This is a genomic window from Pseudoduganella sp. R-32, assembly GCF_049913245.1.
Taxonomy (GTDB): domain Bacteria; phylum Pseudomonadota; class Gammaproteobacteria; order Burkholderiales; family Burkholderiaceae_D; genus Rugamonas.
Genome location: NZ_CP183987.1, coordinates 6,143,344 through 6,164,957, shown reverse-complemented (window position 1 = coordinate 6,164,957; position 21,614 = coordinate 6,143,344). Strand labels below are relative to the sequence as shown.

The following is a 21,614-nucleotide window of genomic DNA, read 5'->3' as shown; positions in this document are numbered from 1 at the left end:
CTTCTTCATTCTTTCGTTACCAGTTCCGTTGGCGGCGGCGTCACCGCGGGCTGCTGCGGCTTGTCGCTGCTGCGCTGTCCACGCTGGCCATGCGGCTGGCGCAGGTAGCGCGAGGAATGGCGGCGGTCGCCATGCGCCGGCCAGGTCAGGAAGCGCGATAGCTCCTGCAAGGCGCGCTGGTAGACTTCGCGCTTGAATTCGATCACCACGTCCAGCGGAACCCAGTAATCATGCCAACGCCAGGCGTCGAACTCGGGATGGTCGGTCAGGCGCAGGTTCACGTCGTTGTCGCGCGCGCACATGCGCAACAGGAACCAGATCTGCTTCTGGCCACGGTAATGGCCGCGGATTTCCCGCTTGATGAAGTGATCAGGCACCTCGTAACGCAACCAGTCGCGCGTGCGGCCGATAATCTTGACGTGCTCCGGACGCAGGCCGATTTCCTCTTCGAGCTCGCGATACATTGCTTGCTCCGGCGTTTCACCGTACTTGATCCCGCCTTGCGGGAACTGCCACGAGTGCTCGCGCACCCGCTTGCCCCACCACACCTCGTTATGCGAGTTGAGCAGGATGATGCCGACGTTGGGGCGAAACCCTTCACGATCGAGCATATTGCACCTCAAACTTTCTGTGGCCGAGGCGTCCTCTTATATTTTTGACTACAAATCCAACTGCAATAGCGCTCTTTGTATAAAGTTTGGACGCATCGGGCCAGCTAATCCTTTAAAATTAGGTCGATTATAACTCTCTCTTTTTAAAAAGAATTCACCGATATGCGTGCATCTCGTTTTTTTATTTCAACCCTCAAGGAAGCTCCATCTGACGCGGAGATCGTCAGCCACCAGTTGATGATGCGCGCGGGCATGATCAAACGCCTCGGTTCCGGCATTTATACCTACATGCCGATGGGCCTGAAAGTGATCCGTAAAGTCGAAGCCATCGTTCGCGAAGAAATGAATAATGCCGGCGCTATTGAGCTGCTGATGCCTCTGGTGCAGCCGGCGGAACTGTGGCAGGAAACCGGGCGCTGGGACAAGATGGGTCCGGAGCTGCTGCGCGTCAAGGACCGCCACGGCCGCGACTTCGCGATCCAGCCGACTTCCGAGGAAGTGATCACCGACGTGGTGCGTAGCGAGATTAAATCCTACCGCCAGATTCCGTTGAATTTTTACCACATCCAGACCAAGTTCCGCGACGAACGCCGCCCGCGCTTTGGCCTGATGCGCGGCCGCGAATTCACCATGAAGGATGCTTATTCCTTCGACCGCGACCTGGAAGGCATGCAAAAGTCGTACAAGATCATGTTCGACGCCTACACCCGCATCTTCACCCGCTTCGGCCTGAAGTTCCGCGCGGTGGCGGCCGACAACGGCGCCATCGGCGGCACCGGTTCGCATGAATTCCACGTGATCGCCTCCACCGGCGAAGACGCCCTGGTGTACTGCCCGACCTCCGACTACGCGGCCAATATGGAAGCGGCGGAAGCGGTGGCCACCGGCACCCGCGCCGCCGCCGGCGCCGCCCTGGCCAAGACATCGACCCCGAAAGCTGCCAAATGCGAAGATGTGGCAAAGCTGCTGGGCATCGACCTGAAGCTGACCGTCAAGACCATCGCCCTGACCGCCGACAAGGAAGACGGCTCCAAGCAGCACTTCATGCTGCTGCTGCGCGGCGACCATGAGCTGAACGAGATCAAGGCCAGCAAGGTGCCCGGCCTGGCCCAGAACCGCTTCTCCACCGAAGCCGAAATCCTGGAAATCTACGGCTGCAAGCCTGGCTACCTGGGGCCGATCGGCGCCAAGGGCCCTGTGACCGTGGTGGCCGACCGCACCGTGGCGCTGATGTCCGACTTCGTGACCGGCGCCAATGAAGAGGATTACCACTACACCGGCGCCAACTGGGGCCGCGACGTGGCCGAACCTGCCATCGTGGCCGACCTGCGCAATGTGGTCGAAGGCGACGCTTCGCCGGACGGCAAGGGCGTGCTGGCGATCGAGCGCGGCATCGAAGTGGGCCACGTGTTCCAGCTCGGTACCGCTTACTCCGAATCGATGCAGGCGACCTTCCTGGACGAGAACCAGAAGCCTGCCCCGCTGCAGATGGGGTGCTACGGCATCGGCATCACCCGTATCCTGGGCGCCGCCATCGAGCAGAACTTCGACGACAAGGGCATCATCTGGCCGACTTCCCTGGCGCCGTTCGAACTGGTGCTGTGCCCGATGGGCATGGACCGCTCGGAGCTGGTCAAGGCAGAAACCGAGAAGCTGTACAACGCGGCCGTGGAAGCGGGCATCGACGTCATTCTGGATGACCGCGGCCAACGCCCAGGCGCCATGTTCGCCGACTGGGAACTGATCGGCGTGCCGCACCGCGTGGTGATCGGCGAGCGTGGCCTGAAGGAAGGCAACCTGGAATACCAGGGCCGCCGCGATACCGAAGCGACTGCCGTGCCGGTCGCCGATGCCCTGGCCTTCATCAAGGGCAAGATCCAGAAGTGATCGCCATGGCAAGGGATTTGCCAAAGCAGGGACGTGACCGCCGCCGCTGGTGGGCGCGTCCCCTGCGCTGGTGGCATACGCTGGCCTTCGCCACCGGCGTGCTGTGCGCGCCGTTCGGCTTTGCCGGCAACCAGAAAGAAGAGGCGCTGGCCGACAGCGTGCGGCTGGCGCTGTCCAACGCCATCATGGATGCCCGGCCGCCCAAGCCGGTGTTCCTCAACCCCACCGACCGCGCACAGTACGACAGCTGGTATGCGGCCATGTCGGATCGCCTGAAGCGCAAGCTGCCGGACGAATTCACGCGCCGCGAATTCCTCGAGACCGCGTGGTACGAGGCGCGCCGCGCCGGCCTGGACCCGGGCCTGGTGCTGGGACTGATCCAGGTTGAATCGGCCTACCGCAAATATGCGGTGTCGATCGTCGGCGCGCGCGGCTACATGCAGGTGATGCCGTTCTGGACCAATGTGATCGGCGACCGCGACCGCTCCAAGCTGTTCAATATGCAGACCAACCTGCGCTACGGCTGCTCGATCCTGCGCATGTATATCGACATGGAGCAGGGCAACCTCTACCTGGCCCTTGGCCGCTACAACGGCAGCCGCGGCCGGCCTGAGTATCCGAACGCGGTGCTGGCGGCGTGGAACAAATGGAAGCTGTAGCCGTCTTGCGCCGGCTTGGCATGCTGCTGGCGGCGGCAGCCTGCACGGCGCCGTCGCTGGCGCTGGCGTGCAAGAGCGATCCGCCCGGCGAGGAGGACAGCCTCACCATCTGCCAGGAAGACTATCCGGCCGATGCGCCGCGTTTCGAGGATTATCCCGCCAGGCCTTATACGGGCCCGGTTGCGGCCGTGCGCTGGCGGGCCGACCCGCAGGCGCGCCTGTACCGCACCATGTTGAAGAAGGCGGCGCAGGAGCAGCGCCCGGATTTCGCCGGCCATTTCATCGTGGCGCAATGGGGCTGCGGCAGCAGCTGCGTGATGAACAAGATCATCGATGCCCGCACCGGCAAGGTATTTCATCCGGCCGGTGTCGAAACCAATATCGTCATCAATATCGACGGTCCCTTGTTCGATAGCGGCGGCATGCTGCGCTATCGCGTCGACAGCCGCCTGTTCATCCTGATCGGCGAGCCTGAGGAAGACGAGAAACGGCGCGGCATTTCATTTTTCGAATGGACCGGAAGCCGCATGAAGCTGCTGCGCCACGTCAAAGTTCCGCGTGCGTGACATTCCGTGCATATGTGTGCGGGCGGCGGCGATTACACTTTGCGCCTCTCCAACACACGCAGGTGCGCAACCATGCAATTGAATAAGATCCTGATTTCCCTGGCCTGGCTGGCCTTTGCCGGCAATGCCGCGGCATTGTCCTGTGACGAGCAGCTTGGCAAGGCAAAGGCCGCCGAACTGGTCAAGCAATGCAAGAATGTCTCTCCCGCCACGCGTCCGCCATGCAATGCCGCAAACAGCTGCGAGATGATCACCGATGAAATCAAGCGAGGCTGCAAGATCCTGGGCGATGATGCGCCCGCGTATTGCCCGCCCGTCCCGACCGAACTCGTCAAGGGCAAACTGGTCGGCGGCGGCGGCCTCGATAACTATTCCTTGAAGATCCGCACGGAGAACGGCAAGGAGATCCAGGCCTATTGCACGACCCACTGCGGCGACTGGTTTACCGAGCCGGACAAGGACGACGTGGTGACCTTGAAACCGAGCTTGCGCGGCAAGCCGGTGAGCGCCCGCATCGCCACCGAACGCAATAATGGCCGCATCGCCGGGCCAGACGATGCCGACAGGCTGGTCTTCATCAAGAGTGCCGCCATCGGCGGCAATTAACGCGGCAGCAAGAGCGCGCTGGCGCTGACCATCGCGAATAGCAGGGCGCCCAGCGGCAGCAAGCCGTAATGCAGGAAGGGCGCCACCAGTTGCGTGGCGCCCGCAACGCAGGCAAAGGCCAGGAACATCAGCAGGCCCGCGCCCTTGCCGGCATCGTCCCCGGCCGCATGCAGCGCGCCGCCCATGGTGGCGGGGCCGCGCAGGCCAAGGCCGCCGCAGAACAGGGCCGCGAGCACGGCCAGCGCCACCAGGCCGCGCGTGCCGGCCAGGCCGGCCACGGCCATTCCCATCAAGCCCGCGCCTGCCAGGAATTGCAGCAGCGTCCCGCTGCGCACCAGCCATTGCTGGCCAAGCCGCTTCACCAGCCTTACCGCGGCCGAGGCGCCAAGCATGAAGGCCAGCACGCCGCAGATCTGCAAGATGGCGAAGGCTTCGATGCCCAGCCCGAGGGCATGCGTGACCAGCACCGGCGCGCTGGCGACATACATCAGCAGGGCGCCGAACATGAGGGCGTAGCTCAAGGCGTAGCGCAGGTAGCGGCGGTTGCGCAGCAGCGGGGCATAGCCGCGCTGGGCGGGCGTCGCGGCGGGATGCGCCGATGCCGGGGCCGGCGCGCGGCCGACAATGCGCGCGACCAGCGGCAGCAGCAGGAGCGACATGGCGGCGATCAGCCAGAACGTGGTGCGCCAGTCGGCGTACAGCACGATCGCGGCGCCGGCTACCGGCCCCACGGCGGGAATGGTCGATTCGGCCATGGCGACCATGGCCAGCGCCTTGACGGCGTTTGCTTCGTTGAAGCGGCGCCGTATCAGTGCGGGGACGGCAACGGTGGCCGCGCCTGCGCCCAGTCCTTGCAGCAGGCGGCCCGCCAGCATCCAGTCGATCCCCGGCGCCATGGCGCACACCAGGCTGCCGCCGCCAAGCAGGACGGTGCCCGCCATGATGGTGCGGCGGTCGCCGAAATGATCGGCGGCCCAGCCCCAGGCGAGCTGCGACAGGGCCAGCGCTGCCATGAACAGCGCCATGGTCGCCTGTGCGGAAGGGATCGAGGCGCCAAGCTCCGCGGCCATCACCGGAATGGCGGGCAGGTACAGGTCCGAGGCCAGCAGGCCCAGTGCGGTCAGGCTGGCGAGGGGGAGGGCAAGGCGGTGGAGTGCTTGCATGGCGGCCGGCTACTGCTCAACATGGGCGGAACGCCAGATGAAGAAGGGCAGCACGGCTGCTCCCGCAATCACCATCAGGGCGGCAGTGCCGAACGTGATGAGTGCCGTGTCTTCCACATTGCCCCTGGCCGTGCACTGGATGGCGGCGGCGACGGCATGGCTGGCAAACTGCAGCAGCGACAGTCCGGCGCGCGCCTGCTGGCCCGCCGCTTTCAGCGCTCCCGCAGCCAGCGGCATGGCGCAGGCCGAGAAGCCGCCGCAAAGCATCGCCCAGCAGCCGAGCAGGTAGTAGAAGGGATCGACCCCTTTCTCCAGTTCGTTCCAGGCCACGATGAAAGCGGCCATCATGATCATCATTGCGATGCCGCCTGTGACCCGTTGCCTCGTCGGCCCGTCCGGGCTGCTGTAAGACAGCAGCAACATGATTGAAGCGCCGGCGGCCTGCAGCAGTGCAATGTGGCCGGCGCCAAGCCCCAGGTCCATGGAGGCCATGACTGGCAGGGCAGCTGCGCCGGCCGCCAGGGCGCCGAAGCACATGGCATGGCAGGCGGCATAGCGCAGGTAGGCAAGGTTTCCCATCAACTCCCCGAACTGGAACCTGTCGCCGGCACTGATGCTGCCGGCCGGGGTGGACGCCAGCAGGACGAGCAACAGCAGGCCCGCCGCTGCCGCCAGCCAGAACGCTTGGCGCCAGCTGGCGCACAGCACGAACAGCGCCCCAACCGCCGGCGCCAGGATCGGAATGGCGCCATCGGCCAGCAGCCGCAGCCCGCGGCTTGAATGGGCCCGCATCAGCAGGGGCAGCAGGGCCGCCGCCGCACCCACGCCAAGGCCCTGCAGGATGCGCCCGGCCTGCAATTCCCACGGTGCCTGGGCCAGCGCGCACATGGCGCCGCCGGCGCCGAACAGCAAGGCGCCGGCAAGCAGTACTGTGCGCTTGCCCAGCGCATTGGCGGCCCAGGCCGACAGCAGGTGGGACGATGCCAGGGCCGCCATGTACACGGCCAGCAAGGACCGGGTGGCGGGAAGGGACAGGCCGAGCTCCTTGCCAAGCGCCGGCAAGGCGGGCAGCACGGCGTCGAAGGCCAGCGGGCCGAGGGCGGCCAGGCTGGCGAGCGACAGGGCAGTGTGAAGGCGTGGATGCATAAAAAATAAAAGCCCCGAGCGCGTGGCGTCGGGGCTCCTCGAATGGCTGCAACAGCCAGAAGCAGCTTATTTCAGGTGGTCGGAAATCAGCTTGGTCATTTCAAACATGGAAACCTGGGCTTTGCCGCCGAAGACAGCTTTCAGCTTGTCGTCCGCATTGATCATGCGGCGGTTTGCGGCGTCCTGCAGGTTCAGTTTCTTGATGTAGTCCCAGACTTTCTTGGTCACTTCGGTACGCGGCAGCGGTGCGGAACCGACTACGGCGGACAGTGCGCTCGATGGCGTCATCGCCTTCATGAAGGCTGCGTTAGGTTTACGTGCGGCTGGTGCGGCTGCTTTCTTTGCTGCTGGCTTGGCGGCTGCCTTGGCCGGAGCAGCTTTTTTTGCTGCTGGCTTGGCGGCGGCTTTCTTTGCTGCTGGTGCTGCTTTCTTGGCTGTTGCCATATTCGAGCCTCCTTAACAAACAAATGGATAATTGCGCAATACTATCGCACGGCTAATATTGGCGGGGGTTTGCAGCTTGTGCAAGTGTTTTTGTGGGTTTTTTAGGGGAAACAAGACTTAAACACAAAAAAAGCCGCCCGAAGGCGGCTTTTTGCGGCTTGGCGGGGCTTAGCGCATGCCCGGCATCATGCCTTTCATCGAGCGCATCATCTTCATCATGCCGCCGCCGGACAGTTTTTTCATCATGGTTTGCATCTGTTCGAACTGGGTCAGCATGCGGTTCACTTCCTGCACCTGGACGCCGGCACCGGCCGCGATACGGCGCTTGCGCGCCGCCTTGATCAACTCCGGCTTGGCGCGTTCCTGCGGCGTCATCGAGTCGATGATGCCGACCATGCGGCGCACCTGCTTTTCGGCCTGGTCCATGTTGGCGCCGGCCGCCGCTTGCTGGAACTGGGCCGGCAGCTTGTCGAGCAGGCCGGACATGCCGCCCATTTTCTTCATCTGCGCCAGTTGCGCCTTGAAGTCGTTCATGTCGAACTTGCCGCCCGACTTGACCTTGGCTGCCAGCTCGGCCGCCGCCTTGGCGTCGACGTTCTTCTGCGCTTCCTCGACCAGGGCCAGGATGTCGCCCATGCCCAGGATGCGGTTGGCCATGCGCTGCGGGTCGAACGCTTCCAGGCCGTCCAGTTTTTCCGACACGCCGGCGAACTTGATCGGCTTGCCGGTGATGTGGCGCACCGACAGCGCCGCACCGCCGCGCGAATCGCCATCGAGCTTGGTCAGCACCACGCCGGTCAGCGGCAGCGCATCGTTGAAGGCCTTGGCGGTGTTGATCGCATCCTGGCCCAGCATGGCGTCGACCACGAACAGGGTTTCGATCGGCTTGACCGCGCCGTGCACGGCGGCGATCTCTTTCATCATCTCTTCGTCGATACCGAGGCGGCCGGCGGTGTCGATGATCAGCACGTCATGGTGGTGCTTCCTGGCCCAGTCGAGGGCAGCCAGGGCGATGTCGACCGGCTTGTCCTGCGCGGTGGAAGGGAAGAAGTCGGCCCCGACCTGGCCGGTCACCGATTGCAGCTGGGCGATCGCGGCGGGACGGTAGACGTCGGCCGAAACGGTCAGCACCTTCTTTTTCTTCTGCTCTTTCAGGTACTTGGCCAGCTTGCCGACAGTGGTGGTCTTGCCTACGCCCTGCAAGCCCGCCATCAGGATGATGGCCGGCGGCTGCTGGGCGAACGAGAGCTGGGAGGCTTCGGCGCCCAGGTCGGCGCCCATCAGGGCGCCCAGTTCGCGCTGCACCACGCCGACCAGGGCCTGGCCCGGGGTCAGCGAGGAAATCACTTCTTCGCCGAGGGCTTTCTCCTTGACCTTGGCGATGAATTCGCGCACGGCCGGCAGGGCGACGTCGGCCTCCAGCAGCGCCATGCGCACTTCGCGCAGCATGTCGGCGGTGTTGGATTCGGTCAGGCGGGCCTCGCCGCGCATCGTCTTGACGACTTTGGCAAGGCGCGTAGTCAGGTTGTCTAGCATTGGTGGCCTACTAATTAATAGAGAGTGGCGCGATAAGCGGAAAATCCCGCCATTTTACCTTAGGAGCCGGCTTCGGCGGCAGCGTCCGGCGGTGACCCCGGGTCTCTCACGAAATGTCACTATCTTGCACAAATTTGCGAAATAAACAAAGTTTCTTCTTGACAAGACATGCGACCCACGTGCATCTTGTTCATAAATTAATTTTATGGATAAACCTTGTGCAGACGCTGGCCGTTCCAGACCTGATCAATCTATTCGCGCCCGGCCGGCGGCGCGCACTGCGCCATTGGCGCCTCGCTGCGCTGGCGGCAGCGGCCTGCGTCGCCCTGTACATCGGCTGGCAGCTGGCGCGTCCCGCCATCGTCGACCAATTGGCCGAGGCTTTCCCGCCAACGCTTGAAACCCGGCTGGGGCAGGACATGCTGCGCGAACTCGATAGGCAGGCGTTGCAGCCCAGCGAGCTGTCGGAAACGCACCGGGCCCGCATCAGCGGGGCCTTCGCCAGCCTGCAGGCGCCGCATGAGGGCGCGCCGCGCCACCGCCTGCTGTTTCGCAGCAGCCAACTGGGCGCCGCAGCCTTCACCCTGCCATCGGGCGACATCATCCTGACCGACAGCCTGGTGCTGGCGCTGCCCGACGATGGCGCGGTGCTGGCGGTACTGGCGCACGAGCTGGGCCACCAGCAGCAGCGCCACATGCTGCGCCGCCTGGTGCAGGAAGCCATGCTGCCGGCGGCAAGCGCGGTGGTGCTGGGCGACACCAACTGGCTGGTTTCCAGCATGGCGGCGCGGGCGCCGCACCTGGAGTGGCCGCAACAAGCTGAAATCGAAGCCGACAACTACGCCGCCGACCTGCTGGAGCATAACGGCCTGTCCTTGCGTCTCCTGACCGAAGTGCAGGAAGCGCTCAGCGGCGCGGCCGGCACCACGGGCACGCCCGGCATGCCCGGCGCCGAGCGCGCCTACCTCGCGATCCATCCCCCGTGCGCGGAACGCCTGGCGCAACAGCGCGAACGCAGCGCCCTTTAAGCGCCACTGCCTTCAATGTATGATGGGCGCGCGGCCGCGCAGGCCAAAATTCACTAAGGAGACCTGGATGAAACTGGAACGTATCGGCAAGGCCGCGGCCCTCGTGGCGCTGGCAAGTTTGGTGGCTGCTGGAAGCGCGCAGGCGCAGGAAGTTGTGCGGCTGGGGAACCTGAAGTTCGCCCACTACGGCGCCGTGTCGTACATCAAGGAGATCGCGCCGAAATGCGGCATCAAGGTCGAAGAGCGCGTGTTCGCCAAGGGCCTGGACGTGATGTCCGCCGTGCTGGCCGGCGAGCTTGACGTGGGCGCTACCGCTTCCGAGGCGGCCATCTCCGGCCGCGCCGGCGGCGCCCCGATCTACGTGGTGGCCGGTTTCGCCAAGGGCGGGGCGCGCCTGGTGGGCCGCAGCGACCTGAATCTCAAGTCGGTCAAGGACCTGAAGGGCAAGAAGGTCGGCGTGACGCGCGGCGGCATCCAGGAAGTGCTGCTGCTGGCAGAACTGCAGCAGGCCGGCCTGACGGTTTCCGAGCAGCCGGGCAAGGACGTGCAAACCGTGCTGCTGGCCTATGCGGACCTGAACCAGGCCCTGCTCGGCAAGCATATCGACGCCATGATGCAGTCGGAGCCGCAGTCGTCGCAGGCCATCAACAAAGGCTACGGCACCGAGATCCTCAAGCCTTACAACACCCCGATCGGCGAGCCGATCCGCACCATGGTGATGACCGAGAAGTTCTACAAGGAGCGCCGCCCGGTGGCGGAGAAGTTCATGCGCTGCTTCGTGGAGGCGACCAAGACCTTCATCGACCAGCCGGCCACCGCGGAAAAATATGTGCGCGACACCGTGTTCAAGGGCCAGATCACCAGCGACGATTTCCAGGACGCGATCGGCAATTCGCCGTATTCGTACGACGTGACGCCTGAGCACATCCAGGTCACCACCGACATCATGGTCAAGACCGGCGTGGGCAAGATGGCCAAGCCGCCGGTGGCCAAGGAATGGGTCAAGACTGACCTGCTGGACCAGGCCAAGAAATCGCTGGGCGTCAAATGAAGGTCGCATGGCGGGACGTCGCTGTCGGCCTGGTGGTGCCGGCAATGCTGGTGCTGGCCTGGCATCTCGTGACCTACCGCGGCTGGGTCAATCCGCAGGCGCTGCCGTCGCCGGAGGCGGTGGCGCGCAAATGGGTGGAGTACCTGCTGCCGCTGCAGCCTTATGACGGCAGCGGCAACTGGCTGGCCTGGGCCTTCTCCGGCGAATTGATCCACGATGCGATCGGCAGCATGTACCGCGTGCTGCTTGGTTTTGCCATCGGCGGCGGGCTGGCGCTGCCGCTGGGCCTGGCCATGGGCGCCAGCGCCCACGCCTACCGCCTGTTCAATGTGCTGGTGCAGATCATCCGCCCGGTGCCGCCGATCGCCTACATCCCGCTGTCGATGCTGTGGTTCGGGCTGGGCAACCCGCCGGCCATCTTCCTGATTTCGCTGGGCGCCTTCTTCCCGGTGCTGATCAACACCATCGCCGGCGTGCGCCAGGTGGACGGCATCTACCTGCGCGCCGCGCGCAACCTCGGCGCCTCCGGACCCACCATGTTCCTGCGCGTGATCCTGCCGGCCGCCGTGCCTTCCATCCTGGCCGGCGTGCGCATCGGCATCGGCACGGCATTCATCGTGGTGATCGTGGCGGAAATGGTGGCAGTGAACAACGGCCTTGGCTTCCGCATCAGCGAGGCGCGCGAGTACTTCTGGTCGGACAAGATCATCGCCGGCATGATCACCATCGGTTTGCTCGGCCTGGCCATCGACGTCGCCATGGACCGCCTGAACAACCACCTGCTGCGCTGGCACCGCGGCCTGGAGAGCTGAATGAGCGCTGCACATATTGAAGTCAAGGGCGTCACCAAGGTCTTCGGCACCTCGGTGGTGGCGCTGCAGGGCATCGACCTGGAGATCCCGCGCGGCCAGTTCGTCTGCCTGCTGGGGCCTTCCGGCTGCGGCAAGTCGACGCTGCTGAATGCCATCGCCGGCTTTTCCCCGCCCACCCGCGGCAGCATCGTCGCCGACGGCAAGCCGGTGGCCGGCCCGGGCCCGGAGCGCGGCATGGTGTTCCAGGAGTACGCGCTGTTCCCGTGGATGACGGTGGCCGACAACGTGGCCTTCGGGCTGGAGATCAAGGGCATGCCAAAGGAGCAGATCGCGTCCACCGTGGACAGGCTGCTCAAGACCCTGTCGCTGCAGGACTTCCGCCACCGCTTCCCGAAAGACCTGTCGGGCGGCATGCGGCAAAGGGTGGCGATCGCGCGCGTGCTGGCGCTCGATTCGCCGATCATGCTGATGGACGAGCCGTTCGGTGCGCTCGATGCGCTGACCCGGCGCGACCTGCAGGACGAGCTGCTGCGCATCTGGGACCAGCAGAAAAAGACCATCATCTTCGTCACCCACAGCATCGAGGAGGCGATCTACCTGGCCGACCGCATCGTGGTCATGACCTACCGCCCCGGCACGGTCAAGCGCGACATCCTGGTCGACATGCCGCGCCTGCGCGATCCGTCGTCGCCGGAATTCAATGCCCTGAAGCGCGAGCTGGGGCAATTGGTGATGGAAGAACAACAACGCCATCACAACGACGAGTTGCGCGCGGCGGCGGTTGATTAGCAGGGGTCTGGCACTGACATGTGACACGCGCAGCGTGTTGCATGTCAGTGCCTGACCCCATGGTGTTCAGGTGTTAAACTTACCGGATGCAAACTTACTTCCTGCTCGCAGCAACGCTGCTTTACCTGATTTGTGGTTTTCTCCCGTCGCGTAAATCCGTGCCTATCGCCGCGCTGACGGCCGGCGCCTGGCTGCTGCACGGGGCGGCGCTGTGGGTCGACGTGATGGTGCCAGGCTCGCTGCGCATCGGCTTTGCCACCATGCTGTCGTCCGCGCTATGGATTTCGGTCGGCGCCTACTGGCTGGAGAACCAGAATTACCCGCTGGATGGCCTGCGCCGCATCGTCATGCCGGTGGCTGCCCTGGCGGTGGCCCTGCAGGCCGGCTTTCCCGGCTCGCTGGTGCCGATGGCGGGCCGTTCCACCATGCTGGGTTGGCACATTGCCATCGCCACGCTGGCCTACAGCACGCTGACCATCGCCGCCTTCCATGCCGTGCTGATGGCGCTGCAGGAGTCGCGCCTGCATACGCGCAGCGACAGTCCCGGCTTTTTCGCCGCCGCGCTGGACCAGTTGCCGGCCCTGCTGACGATGGAAAAGCTGCTGTTCCGCCTGATCGCCTTCGGCTTCGTGCTGCTGAGCCTGACCGTCCTGTCGGGTATCGTCTTCAGCGAAGAATTGTTTGGGCGGGCGCTGAAGTGGGACCATAAATCGGTGTTCACCCTGCTGTCCTGGGTCCTGTTCGCAGCCTTGCTGGCCGGGCGTCATTTCCGCGGCTGGCGCGGCAAGACGGCCCTCAGCTTCACGCTGGCGGGTTTTGCGACCCTGCTGCTGGCCTATGTCGGCAGCCGTTTTGTCCTGGAAGTGGTTTTACATCGAGGTTTGGCATGACACGACTCCTGTTCTGGCTGGCGCTGATCTTCCTGGTCATCGCCGCCGTCCGCAGCAAGCTGCGCAAGATGAGCGGCCCGCCGCAGGGCGGTAGCTCGCCTGCGCCGCAACAGCCGCGCGCGGCCGAGCCGCAACAGGCCGAGAAGATGCTGCAATGCGCCCATTGCGGCGTGCATTTCCCTGCCTCCGAAAACGTGCCTGCCAACGGCCGTGACTACTGCTGCGCGGCGCACGCCCCGCATTAAGCCGCAGCGTGTTCGCCCGTCTCCATACCCTGTCGGCCGCCTCGCGCGACACCTTCTGGCGCTCGCTGAAGGCGCTGGGCGCGACCCGCATCGTCATTGCCCTGGTCTTGCTGCTGTACTTCAGCGCCGGCAAGCTGACGCTCCCGGAACTGTCGGTGCAGGTGTGCATCGCCTACCTGCTGCTGGCGGTGGGGATGCAGGTGCTGGCTATCCGCTGGCGCCGCCATTTCATGCTGCAGCTGATGTCGCAGGTGGCCTGCGACCTGACCTGCATCTCCTTGCTGTACCTTGCATCGGGCGGCCTGCGCTCCGGCCTGGCCATCCTGTACCTGTTCCCGCTGGCCGGCTGCGCCATCCTGGCGCCGCTGGTGCTGTCGCTGTTCAGTGCTTCGCTGGCCACGCTGTTCATGCTGGCCCATAGCGCCTACTTCGCCATTGCCGGGGAAGATTCATCGGTGCTGCAGGCCGGCTTGTACGGCGTTGCCTGGTTTGCCGTGACGCTGGTGGTGAACCGCATGGCGGCGCGCCTGATCGGCCAGGAAGAACTGGCGGCGCAGCGCGGCATTGAAATCGGCGTGCAGCAGGCCGTCAACCGCCTGGTGATCGCGCATTCGGCCGACGGCATCCTGGTGGTGGGAGCGGACGGCACCATCCATATGAGCAATCCGGCAGCGCAGCAGATGCTGGGCGGCGCCGCGCAGATGCTGGATGGCGCAGCCCTGCAGCCGATTGCGCTCGCTTACGAAACCTGGCGCAACGACCCGCATCAGGCCAGCGCCTTCATCACCGTCAAGCCGTTCGAGGACCCCCGGAAGGAAGACATGACGGCTGCCTGGAATTCGCGGCGCGACGTGGCGCTGCACCTGAAACTGCGTTTCGCCGCCGCCGATACCAACGGCCTGGACGTGGAGCGCAACGTGATCTTCCTGGAAGACGTGACCAGCATCGAGGAAAAGGCGCAGCAGCTCAAGCTGGCCTCGATGGGCCGCCTGACCGCCAGTATCGCGCACGAGGTGCGCAATCCGCTGTCGGCCATCGGCCACGCCAATTCGCTGCTGGAAGAGGATTTGCACGCGCCCGTGCACAAGCGCCTGCTGAAGATCATCGCCGACAATGTGGCACGCGTGAACCGCATGGTGGAAGACATCCTGCAACTGTCGCGCAAGGCGCAAAACCACCATGAGCCGATGGAGCTGGAAAGCTTCCTCAATGACTTGAAGGCGGAATTCGACGAAACCCATAAGCTGGACAGCAAGATCGTCTGCCTGGGCGGCATGCGCCAGGTGGTGGTGCGCTTCGATCCGCTGCACCTGCGCGAAGTGCTGATCAACCTGCTCAACAACGCGGTGCGCTACGCCAGCGGCACGCCGGCCAGCATCCGCGTCTTCATCGTGCAGGTGGCCGGCCGGCCGCTGGAACTGCACGTGCAGGACGATGGCCCCGGCATTTCGCCGCAGGTGCGGGCCCACCTGTTCGAGCCGTTTTATACTACGTCGAGCAAAGGCACGGGCCTGGGGCTGTATCTGGCGCGTGAATTGTGCTCGAATAACGAAGCCATGCTGGACTACGAACACCGCTTCGAAGCCAGCGTGACAGAGGGCGGTGCGCGCAAATCGAGCGGCCGTTTTGTGATTACATTTGCGAAAAACACATGACTTCTCCACGTGTCCTGGTCGTCGACGATGAAGCCGACCTGCGCGAACTACTGGAAATTACCCTGCTGAAGATGGGGCTGGACGTGGACAGCACCGAAACACTTCAGCAAGCACGCCAGCTGTTTGCCGAAAAAGACTTCCAACTGGTGCTGACCGACATGCGCTTGCCCGACGGCCTTGGGCTGGACCTGGTGCGCGAGGTGGCGGCCAGCGGCAAGAATATCCCGATTGCAGTCGTGACGGCCTTCGGCAGTGCCGAAAATGCCGTGGTGGCGCTGAAGGCGGGCGCCTTTGACTATGTGAGCAAGCCGGTGCAGCTGGAGCAGTTGCGCGTGCTGGTGCAGTCGGCGTTGAAGCTGAGCGACAGCGCCCCGGCTGCCGCCCGGGCGCGCGGACAGGCGCAAGGCAGGCTGCGCGGCAGTTCGGCTGCGATCCAGGCCCTGCGCGCCCAGATTGCCCGGCTGGCGCGCTCGATGGCGCCGATTGCCATCAGTGGCGAGTCGGGCAGCGGCAAGGAGCTGGCGGCGCGCGAAATCCACGCCCAGAGCTCGCGCGCGGACAAGCCGTTCATCGCCGTCAACTGCGGCGCCATCCCGGAAGCCCTGATGGAGGCCGAGTTCTTCGGCTACCGCAAGGGCGCGTTCACCGGCGCTTCCGACGAGCGCGACGGCTTCTTCCAGGCTGCCAACGGCGGTACCCTGATGCTGGACGAGGTGGCCGACCTGCCGCTGGCCATGCAGGTCAAGCTGCTGCGCGCGATCCAGGAACGGCGCGTGCGCAAGATCGGCGCCACGGCCGAGGAGCCGGTCGACGTGCGCATCATTTCAGCCACCCACAAGAATCTGGAAAAGCTGGTGGAGGACGGCCTGTTCCGGCAGGACTTGTTCTATCGCCTGAACGTGATCGAACTGCGCCTGGCGCCCTTGCGCGAGCGGCTTGACGACCTGGACGAACTGGTCGAAGCCATCCTGGCGCGGCTGGGGAGCTTTGAGCAAAAGGTGGTGCTGGCGCCCGGCGTGCTGGACGTCTTGAAAGGCTACTCCTTCCCGGGCAATGTGCGGGAGCTGGAGAATATCCTGGAACGCGCGCTGGCATTTTCCAATGATGGCGTGATCTCGGCGGAAGACCTGGCGCTGAAAGGCGGTTCGCTGCCGGCGCCAGTGCCAAGCCCTGCGCCCGTGGCCGCGCCAGCCGCTCCTGCCAGCCCGGAGCCCAGCCAGGCTGCCGCCCAGCCGGCCAGCCCGGCCGCCACGCCAGCGCCGGTGGCAAGCTTGCCGGCCGAAGCCCCTGCAGGGGCGGCCGCAGCAGGCGGCGCGCCGGCCATGCCGCAGCTGCCGGCGTTCAATGTCCAGGCAAGCAGCCTGCCGGCCTACCTGGAAGCGGTCGAGCGCGACATCATCACGCGTGTCCTGGCCCAGGCCAACTACAACCGCACCCAGGCCGCCCAGCTGCTGGGCATCAGCTACCGCCAGCTTCGCTACCAGATGCAGAAGCTGAACATCCAGGACCCAGGCTAGCAGTTCGCGGCGGCGGGGCGCCCGCCGCCCGATTGGTCTATAATCCCGGTCCGCCGCGAAAATCCCCTTGATTGATGTAGCGTTTTCGCCAACGCACAACCGTGTGCTGCGCCGCAACATTGCTTATTAAATCAGCACGCAAAAAACTGTGTTAGTGCTCGCTCACCGCCGATCGCCTGTAGCGATGGGGGATATCAAAAGTCAATAAGAAAACGTGGTCTAAACGAAAAAATTTCACCTTGTACGATCCGAATCACGTCACTACAATTAGTGGACAGAATTCGATGGTCCACTAGATATAGTGGCCATTAACAAATACTGAATACGCGGAGCATAAATGCAATCTACTCAAGATATTTCCACCACTCAGGCGCCTCAAGTGCCTGTTTCCGCTGGCGAAACCGCTGGCGGCGTCGCTGTTTCCGCTAGCCAAATGGCCGACTACCGCATCATCCGCCGCAACGGCGCCGTGGTCGCTTTCGAGCCATCCAAGATCGCCGTGGCAATGACCAAGGCCTTCCTGGCAGTAAACGGCGGCCAGGGTGCGGCTTCCGCCCGCATCCGCGAACTGGTGGAAGAATTGACCAAGAACGTGGTGAGCGCCCTGATGCGCCGCCAGCCAGCCGGCGGCACCTTCCATATCGAAGACGTGCAAGACCAGGTTGAACTGGCCCTGATGCGCTCCGGCGAACACGACGTGGCACGCTCCTACGTGCTGTACCGCGCCAAGCACATGGAAGAACGCCGCCTGAAGAAAGAGGCAGCCGGCGCCACCGCGACCGCTGAGCCGCAGATCAACGTCACCGAGAACGGCGTATCCCGTCCGCTGGTGATGCAGGAAGTGCGCGACCTGATCGGCGCCGCCTGCAAGGGCCTGGAAAAGCACGTCGATGCCGACGCCATCCTGGCCGAAACCGTGAAGAACCTGTACGACGGCGTGCCGGTCGAAGAACTGCACAAGTCCGCCATCTTGGCCGCCCGCGCGCTGATGGAAAAAGACCCGGCCTACTCCCAGGTGACCGCCCGCATCCTGCTGCACACCATCCGCAAGGAAGTGTTCGGCAAGGAAGTTCCGCAAGCCGGCGCCGCTGCCGCCTACATCGAATACTTCCCGCAGTACATCGCCAAGGGCATCGCCGCTGAACTGCTGAACGAAGAACTGGGCAAGTTCGACCTGGCCAAGCTGGCCAAGGCCCTGGTGGCCGACCGCGACCTGCAGTTCGGCTACATCGGCCTGCAAACCCTGTACGACCGCTACTTCCTGCACGTGCGCGATGTGCGCATCGAAATGCCGCAGGCCTTCTACATGCGCGTCGCCATGGGCCTGGCCCTGAACGAAACCGACCGCGAAGCGCGCGCCATCGAGTTCTACAACCTGCTGTCGACCTTCGACTTCATGTCGTCGACCCCGACCCTGTTCAACTCCGGCACCCAGCGTTCGCAGCTGTCCTCCTGCTACCTGACCACCGTGTCCGACGACCTGGAAGGCATCTACGACGCCATCAAGGAAAACGCACTGCTGGCCAAGTTCGCCGGCGGCCTGGGCAACGACTGGACCCCGGTGCGTGCACTGGGCGCCCACATCAAGGGCACCAACGGCAAGTCGCAAGGCGTGGTGCCGTTCCTGAAAGTGGTGAACGACACCGCCGTGGCAGTGAACCAGGGCGGCAAGCGCAAAGGCGCCGTCTGCGCCTACCTGGAAACCTGGCACATGGACATCGAGGAATTCCTCGACCTGCGCAAGAACACCGGCGACGACCGCCGCCGCACCCACGACATGAACACCGCGAACTGGATTCCGGACATGTTCATGAAGCGCGTGATGGAAAAGGGCACCTGGACCCTGTTCTCGCCATCCGACGTGCCTGACCTGCACGACAAGTTCGGCAAGGAATTCGAAGAAGCCTACCTGGGCTACGAAGCCAAGGCAGCCAACGGCGAACTGCGCCTGTTCAAGAAGATCGAAGCGCTGGACCTGTGGCGCAAGATGCTGTCCATGCTGTTCGAAACCGGCCACCCATGGATCACTTTCAAGGATCCGTGCAACATCCGTTCGCCGCAGCAGCACGTGGGCGTGGTGCACTCGTCGAACCTGTGCACAGAGATCACCCTGAACACCAATGACGACGAAATTGCCGTCTGCAACCTGGGTTCCGTCAACCTGCCGGCCCACATGAAAGAGGGCAAGATCGACCACGTCAAGCTGCAGAAGACCATCCGCACCGCGATGCGCATGCTGGACAACGTGATCGACATCAACTACTACGCAGTTGAGAAAGCACGCAACGCCAATATGCGCCACCGTCCGGTCGGCCTGGGCGTGATGGGCTTCCAGGACTGCCTGCACATGATGCGCGTGCCATACGCCTCGATGGAAGCGGTGAGCTTCGCCGATACCTCGATGGAAGCCGTGTGCTACTACGCCTACCTGGCTTCGACCGAGCTGGCGGAAGAGCGCGGCCGTTACGAGTCGTACGAAGGCTCCCTGTGGTCGCGTGGCATCCTGCCGCAAGACTCGGTGCGCCTGCTGGCGGAACAGCGCGGCGGCTACCTGGAACAGGACCTGTCGTCCGCGATGGACTGGACCCCGGTGCGTGAACGCATCGCCAAGTTCGGCATGCGCAACTCGAACTGCGTGGCGATCGCCCCGACCGCAACCATTTCGAACATCATCGGCGTGTCGGCTTGCATCGAACCGACCTTCCAGAACCTGTACGTGAAGTCCAACCTGTCCGGCGAATTCACCGAGATCAACGCCTACCTGGTGCGCGACCTGAAGGCACGCGACCTGTGGGACGAAGTGATGATCGCCGACCTGAAGTACTTCGACGGCTCGCTGAGCAAGATCGACCGCGCTCCGCAAGACCTGCGCGACATCTACGCCACCGCGTTCGAAGTGTCGCCAACCTGGCTGGTGGAAGCAGCATCGCGCCGCCAGAAGTGGATCGACCAGGCACAGTCGCTGAACATCTACATGGCAGGCGCTTCCGGCAAGAAACTGGACGAAACCTACAAGCTGGCCTGGCTGCGCGGCCTGAAGACCACCTACTACCTGCGCACCATTGCAGCGTCGCACATGGAGAAATCCACCACCCGCACCGGCGCCCTGAACGCCGTGTCCGCGAACGTGCCGGATGCCCCGGCGGCAGTGACTGCCGAGGTAACCGAAGGCGCCGCCTGCTACCTGCGTCCTGGTGACCCAGGTTTCGAGGAATGCGAAGCCTGCCAGTAATACAATAGTCATAGTTAGAACCGGTAAACCGGGGTCTGACCCGCTGGGTCAGACCCCGTCTGCACAAAGTCCTCGGCTGTAACAATACCGTCGGCGGTCGAGCAGAAGGTGTCTGACCCTATGGGTCAGACACCGGTTTACCGGTTAAAGAAGAGTAAATCTAAGAGGAAAAAAACAAATGCTATCCTGGGATGATGAAGCCGCGGCAGCACCGCGCCAAACCCCACCACTGGGCGCCACCGCCGAAGCCACCGCCGAGCAAGTCGCCCTGCGCGTCAACGCCGACGACAAGCGCGTCATCAACGGCCAGACCGACGTCAACCAGCTGGTCCCGTTCAAGTACAAATGGGCCTGGGACAAATACCTGGCCGGCTGCGCCAACCACTGGATGCCGCAGGAAGTGAACATGCAGCGCGACATCGAGCTGTGGAAGAACCCGAACGGCCTCTCCGAAGACGAGCGCCGCCTGGTCAAGCGCAACCTGGGCTTCTTCGTCACCGCCGACTCGCTGGCAGCCAACAACATCGTGCTGGGCACCTACCGCCACATCACCGCCCCTGAGTGCCGCCAGTACCTGCTGCGCCAGGCGTTCGAAGAGGCAATCCACACCCACGCCTACCAGTACATCGTCGAATCCCTCGGCCTGGACGAACAGGAAATCTTCAACGCCTACAACGAAGTAGCGTCGATCCGCGACAAGGACCAGTTCCTGATCCCGTTCATCAACGTGCTGACCGACCCGGCCTTCAAGACCGGTACCATCGAGACCGACCAGCAGCTGCTGAAGTCCCTGATCGTGTTCGCCTGCCTGATGGAAGGCCTGTTCTTCTACGTCGGCTTCACCCAGATCCTGGCGCTGGGCCGCCAGAACAAGATGACCGGCGCCGCCGAGCAATACCAGTACATCCTGCGCGACGAATCGATGCACTGCAACTTCGGCATTGACCTGATCAACACCATCAAGCTGGAAAACCCGCACCTGTGGACCCCGGCCTTCAAGGAAGAGATCAAGGGCCTGTTCCTGCAAGCCGTGGACCTGGAATACCGCTACGCGGAAGACACCATGCCACGCGGCGTGCTGGGCCTGAACGCAGCCATGTTCAAAGGCTACCTGCGCTTCATCGCCAATCGCCGCGCCACCCAGATCGGCCTGGAAACCCTGTTCGACCAGGACGAGAATCCATTCCCATGGATGTCGGAAATGATCGACCTGAAGAAAGAGCGCAACTTCTTCGAAACCCGCGTCACCGAGTACCAGACCGGCGGCGCGTTGAGCTGGGATTAAACCCTGCTACCTGGAAAGCCCGGCACTGCCGGGCTTTTTTGTATCTGAAGCCAGGAAATAAGATGTTCTCCTAAATAGAGGTATGCAATGACCAACGTTGTCTCTCCGAATCAGATCGCGGCAGGCCTTACTGAACACTGGTCGCCCCGCGTCGTGGCAGAACTGGACGACTCGTTCGTCAAAGTTGCCAAGGTACTTGGCTCGCTCACCTGGCACAGCCACGATAACGAGGACGAGCTTTTTTATATTCTCAAAGGCTCTTTAACTATCGAGATGGAAGACAGAACGGTGGTGCTCCGTGAAGGGGAGGCTTTCGTCGTTCCGAAAGGCGTCAGGCACAATCCCGTCGCTGTTGAGGAGTGCCATATCATGCTGATCGAACGAAAATCGACGCTTCATACCGGTACCGAAGTTACGACAAAAACGCGGAGCCTTGCCGACCAGTTGCGTCCGGTCTGAAAGAACGTGACAGACCGCACCTTGTCAATGTAA

At 63.6% G+C, this 21,614-nt stretch carries 20 protein-coding genes; 15 read left to right on the top strand and 5 right to left on the bottom strand.

Annotation, left to right across the window (positions count from 1 at the left end):
* Positions 1-5 precede the first annotated feature (5 nt).
* Complete coding sequence (locus ACN9MU_RS28200) at positions 6-611, bottom strand: RNA pyrophosphohydrolase (RefSeq protein WP_057260876.1); 606 nt, start codon at positions 609-611, stop codon at positions 6-8.
* Positions 612-773: 162 nt separating this feature from the next.
* Here ACN9MU_RS28200 and ACN9MU_RS28195 point away from each other — a divergent pair, with 162 nt between their 5' ends.
* The 4 genes from ACN9MU_RS28195 to ACN9MU_RS28180 all read left to right on the top strand — a co-directional run bounded on the left by ACN9MU_RS28195 (position 774) and on the right by ACN9MU_RS28180 (position 4,329).
* Positions 774-2,498 carry a proline--tRNA ligase gene (locus ACN9MU_RS28195; protein WP_426164945.1) on the top strand — a complete coding sequence of 575 codons (1,725 nt, stop codon included), beginning with the start codon at positions 774-776 and terminating at the stop codon, positions 2,496-2,498.
* Positions 2,499-2,503: 5 nt separating this feature from the next.
* The gene (locus tag ACN9MU_RS28190; protein ID WP_426164943.1) at positions 2,504-3,157 is read left to right on the top strand and encodes a lytic transglycosylase domain-containing protein; all 654 of its coding nucleotides are present in this window, start codon (positions 2,504-2,506) and stop codon (positions 3,155-3,157) included.
* Positions 3,145-3,723: a hypothetical protein gene (locus ACN9MU_RS28185; RefSeq protein WP_426164941.1), complete on the top strand. Its 579-nt coding sequence runs from the start codon at positions 3,145-3,147 to the stop codon at positions 3,721-3,723. The genes ACN9MU_RS28190 and ACN9MU_RS28185 overlap by 13 nt, the downstream gene beginning before the upstream one ends.
* 72 nt (positions 3,724-3,795) lie before the next feature.
* Positions 3,796-4,329: a hypothetical protein gene (locus ACN9MU_RS28180; RefSeq protein ID WP_426336426.1), complete on the top strand. Its 534-nt coding sequence runs from the start codon at positions 3,796-3,798 to the stop codon at positions 4,327-4,329.
* Here the strand turns inward: ACN9MU_RS28180 and ACN9MU_RS28175 are convergent.
* The 4 genes from ACN9MU_RS28175 to ffh all read right to left on the bottom strand — a co-directional run bounded on the left by ACN9MU_RS28175 (position 4,326) and on the right by ffh (position 8,618).
* Positions 4,326-5,492: an MFS transporter gene (locus ACN9MU_RS28175; protein ID WP_426343782.1), complete on the bottom strand. Its 1,167-nt coding sequence runs from the start codon at positions 5,490-5,492 to the stop codon at positions 4,326-4,328. The genes ACN9MU_RS28180 and ACN9MU_RS28175 overlap by 4 nt on opposite strands.
* 9 nt (positions 5,493-5,501) lie before the next feature.
* Positions 5,502-6,638 (bottom strand): MFS transporter, encoded by a 1,137-nt coding sequence (locus tag ACN9MU_RS28170; protein WP_426343781.1) that lies wholly within the window; start codon positions 6,636-6,638, stop codon positions 5,502-5,504.
* A 66-nt stretch (positions 6,639-6,704) separates the two neighbouring features.
* On the bottom strand, positions 6,705-7,082 hold the full coding sequence (locus tag ACN9MU_RS28165; protein ID WP_055929217.1) for an SWIB/MDM2 domain-containing protein: 378 nt from the start codon (positions 7,080-7,082) through the stop codon (positions 6,705-6,707).
* A 168-nt stretch (positions 7,083-7,250) separates the two neighbouring features.
* The gene (gene ffh / locus ACN9MU_RS28160; RefSeq protein WP_426343780.1) at positions 7,251-8,618 is read right to left on the bottom strand and encodes a signal recognition particle protein; all 1,368 of its coding nucleotides are present in this window, start codon (positions 8,616-8,618) and stop codon (positions 7,251-7,253) included.
* A gap of 218 nt (positions 8,619-8,836) precedes the next feature.
* On the opposite strand from ffh, the gene ACN9MU_RS28155 reads away from it, so the two are divergent.
* The 11 genes from ACN9MU_RS28155 to ACN9MU_RS28105 all read left to right on the top strand — a co-directional run bounded on the left by ACN9MU_RS28155 (position 8,837) and on the right by ACN9MU_RS28105 (position 21,581).
* Positions 8,837-9,646: a M48 family metallopeptidase gene (locus ACN9MU_RS28155; RefSeq protein WP_426343779.1), complete on the top strand. Its 810-nt coding sequence runs from the start codon at positions 8,837-8,839 to the stop codon at positions 9,644-9,646.
* A 67-nt stretch (positions 9,647-9,713) separates the two neighbouring features.
* Entirely contained in the window at positions 9,714-10,697 is a 984-nt protein-coding gene (locus ACN9MU_RS28150) for an ABC transporter substrate-binding protein (protein ID WP_426343778.1), read from the top strand.
* 44 nt (positions 10,698-10,741) lie between these two features.
* Positions 10,742-11,509: an ABC transporter permease gene (locus ACN9MU_RS28145; protein ID WP_426172322.1), complete on the top strand. Its 768-nt coding sequence runs from the start codon at positions 10,742-10,744 to the stop codon at positions 11,507-11,509.
* Positions 11,510-12,298, top strand: coding sequence for an ABC transporter ATP-binding protein (locus tag ACN9MU_RS28140; RefSeq protein WP_426319278.1), 789 nt, complete (start codon positions 11,510-11,512; stop codon positions 12,296-12,298).
* A gap of 86 nt (positions 12,299-12,384) precedes the next feature.
* On the top strand, positions 12,385-13,188 hold the full coding sequence (locus ACN9MU_RS28135; RefSeq protein WP_426164924.1) for a cytochrome C assembly family protein: 804 nt from the start codon (positions 12,385-12,387) through the stop codon (positions 13,186-13,188).
* Positions 13,185-13,433, top strand: a complete 249-nt coding sequence (locus ACN9MU_RS28130) for a PP0621 family protein (RefSeq protein ID WP_426164922.1) — start codon at positions 13,185-13,187, stop codon at positions 13,431-13,433. The genes ACN9MU_RS28135 and ACN9MU_RS28130 overlap by 4 nt, the downstream gene beginning before the upstream one ends.
* 8 nt (positions 13,434-13,441) lie before the next feature.
* Positions 13,442-15,088 (top strand): ATP-binding protein, encoded by a 1,647-nt coding sequence (locus ACN9MU_RS28125; RefSeq protein ID WP_426343777.1) that lies wholly within the window; start codon positions 13,442-13,444, stop codon positions 15,086-15,088.
* Positions 15,085-16,605: a sigma-54-dependent transcriptional regulator gene (locus ACN9MU_RS28120; protein WP_426164918.1), complete on the top strand. Its 1,521-nt coding sequence runs from the start codon at positions 15,085-15,087 to the stop codon at positions 16,603-16,605. Before ACN9MU_RS28125 ends, ACN9MU_RS28120 begins: the two co-directional genes overlap by 4 nt.
* Before the next feature lie 337 nt (positions 16,606-16,942).
* Complete coding sequence (locus ACN9MU_RS28115) at positions 16,943-19,837, top strand: ribonucleoside-diphosphate reductase subunit alpha (RefSeq protein ID WP_426319275.1); 2,895 nt, start codon at positions 16,943-16,945, stop codon at positions 19,835-19,837.
* Between the two features lie 178 nt (positions 19,838-20,015).
* On the top strand, positions 20,016-21,122 hold the full coding sequence (locus ACN9MU_RS28110) for a ribonucleotide-diphosphate reductase subunit beta (RefSeq protein WP_426164914.1): 1,107 nt from the start codon (positions 20,016-20,018) through the stop codon (positions 21,120-21,122).
* 87 nt (positions 21,123-21,209) lie between these two features.
* The gene (locus ACN9MU_RS28105) at positions 21,210-21,581 is read left to right on the top strand and encodes a cupin domain-containing protein (protein WP_426164912.1); all 372 of its coding nucleotides are present in this window, start codon (positions 21,210-21,212) and stop codon (positions 21,579-21,581) included.
* Positions 21,582-21,614: the final 33 nt, after the last annotated feature.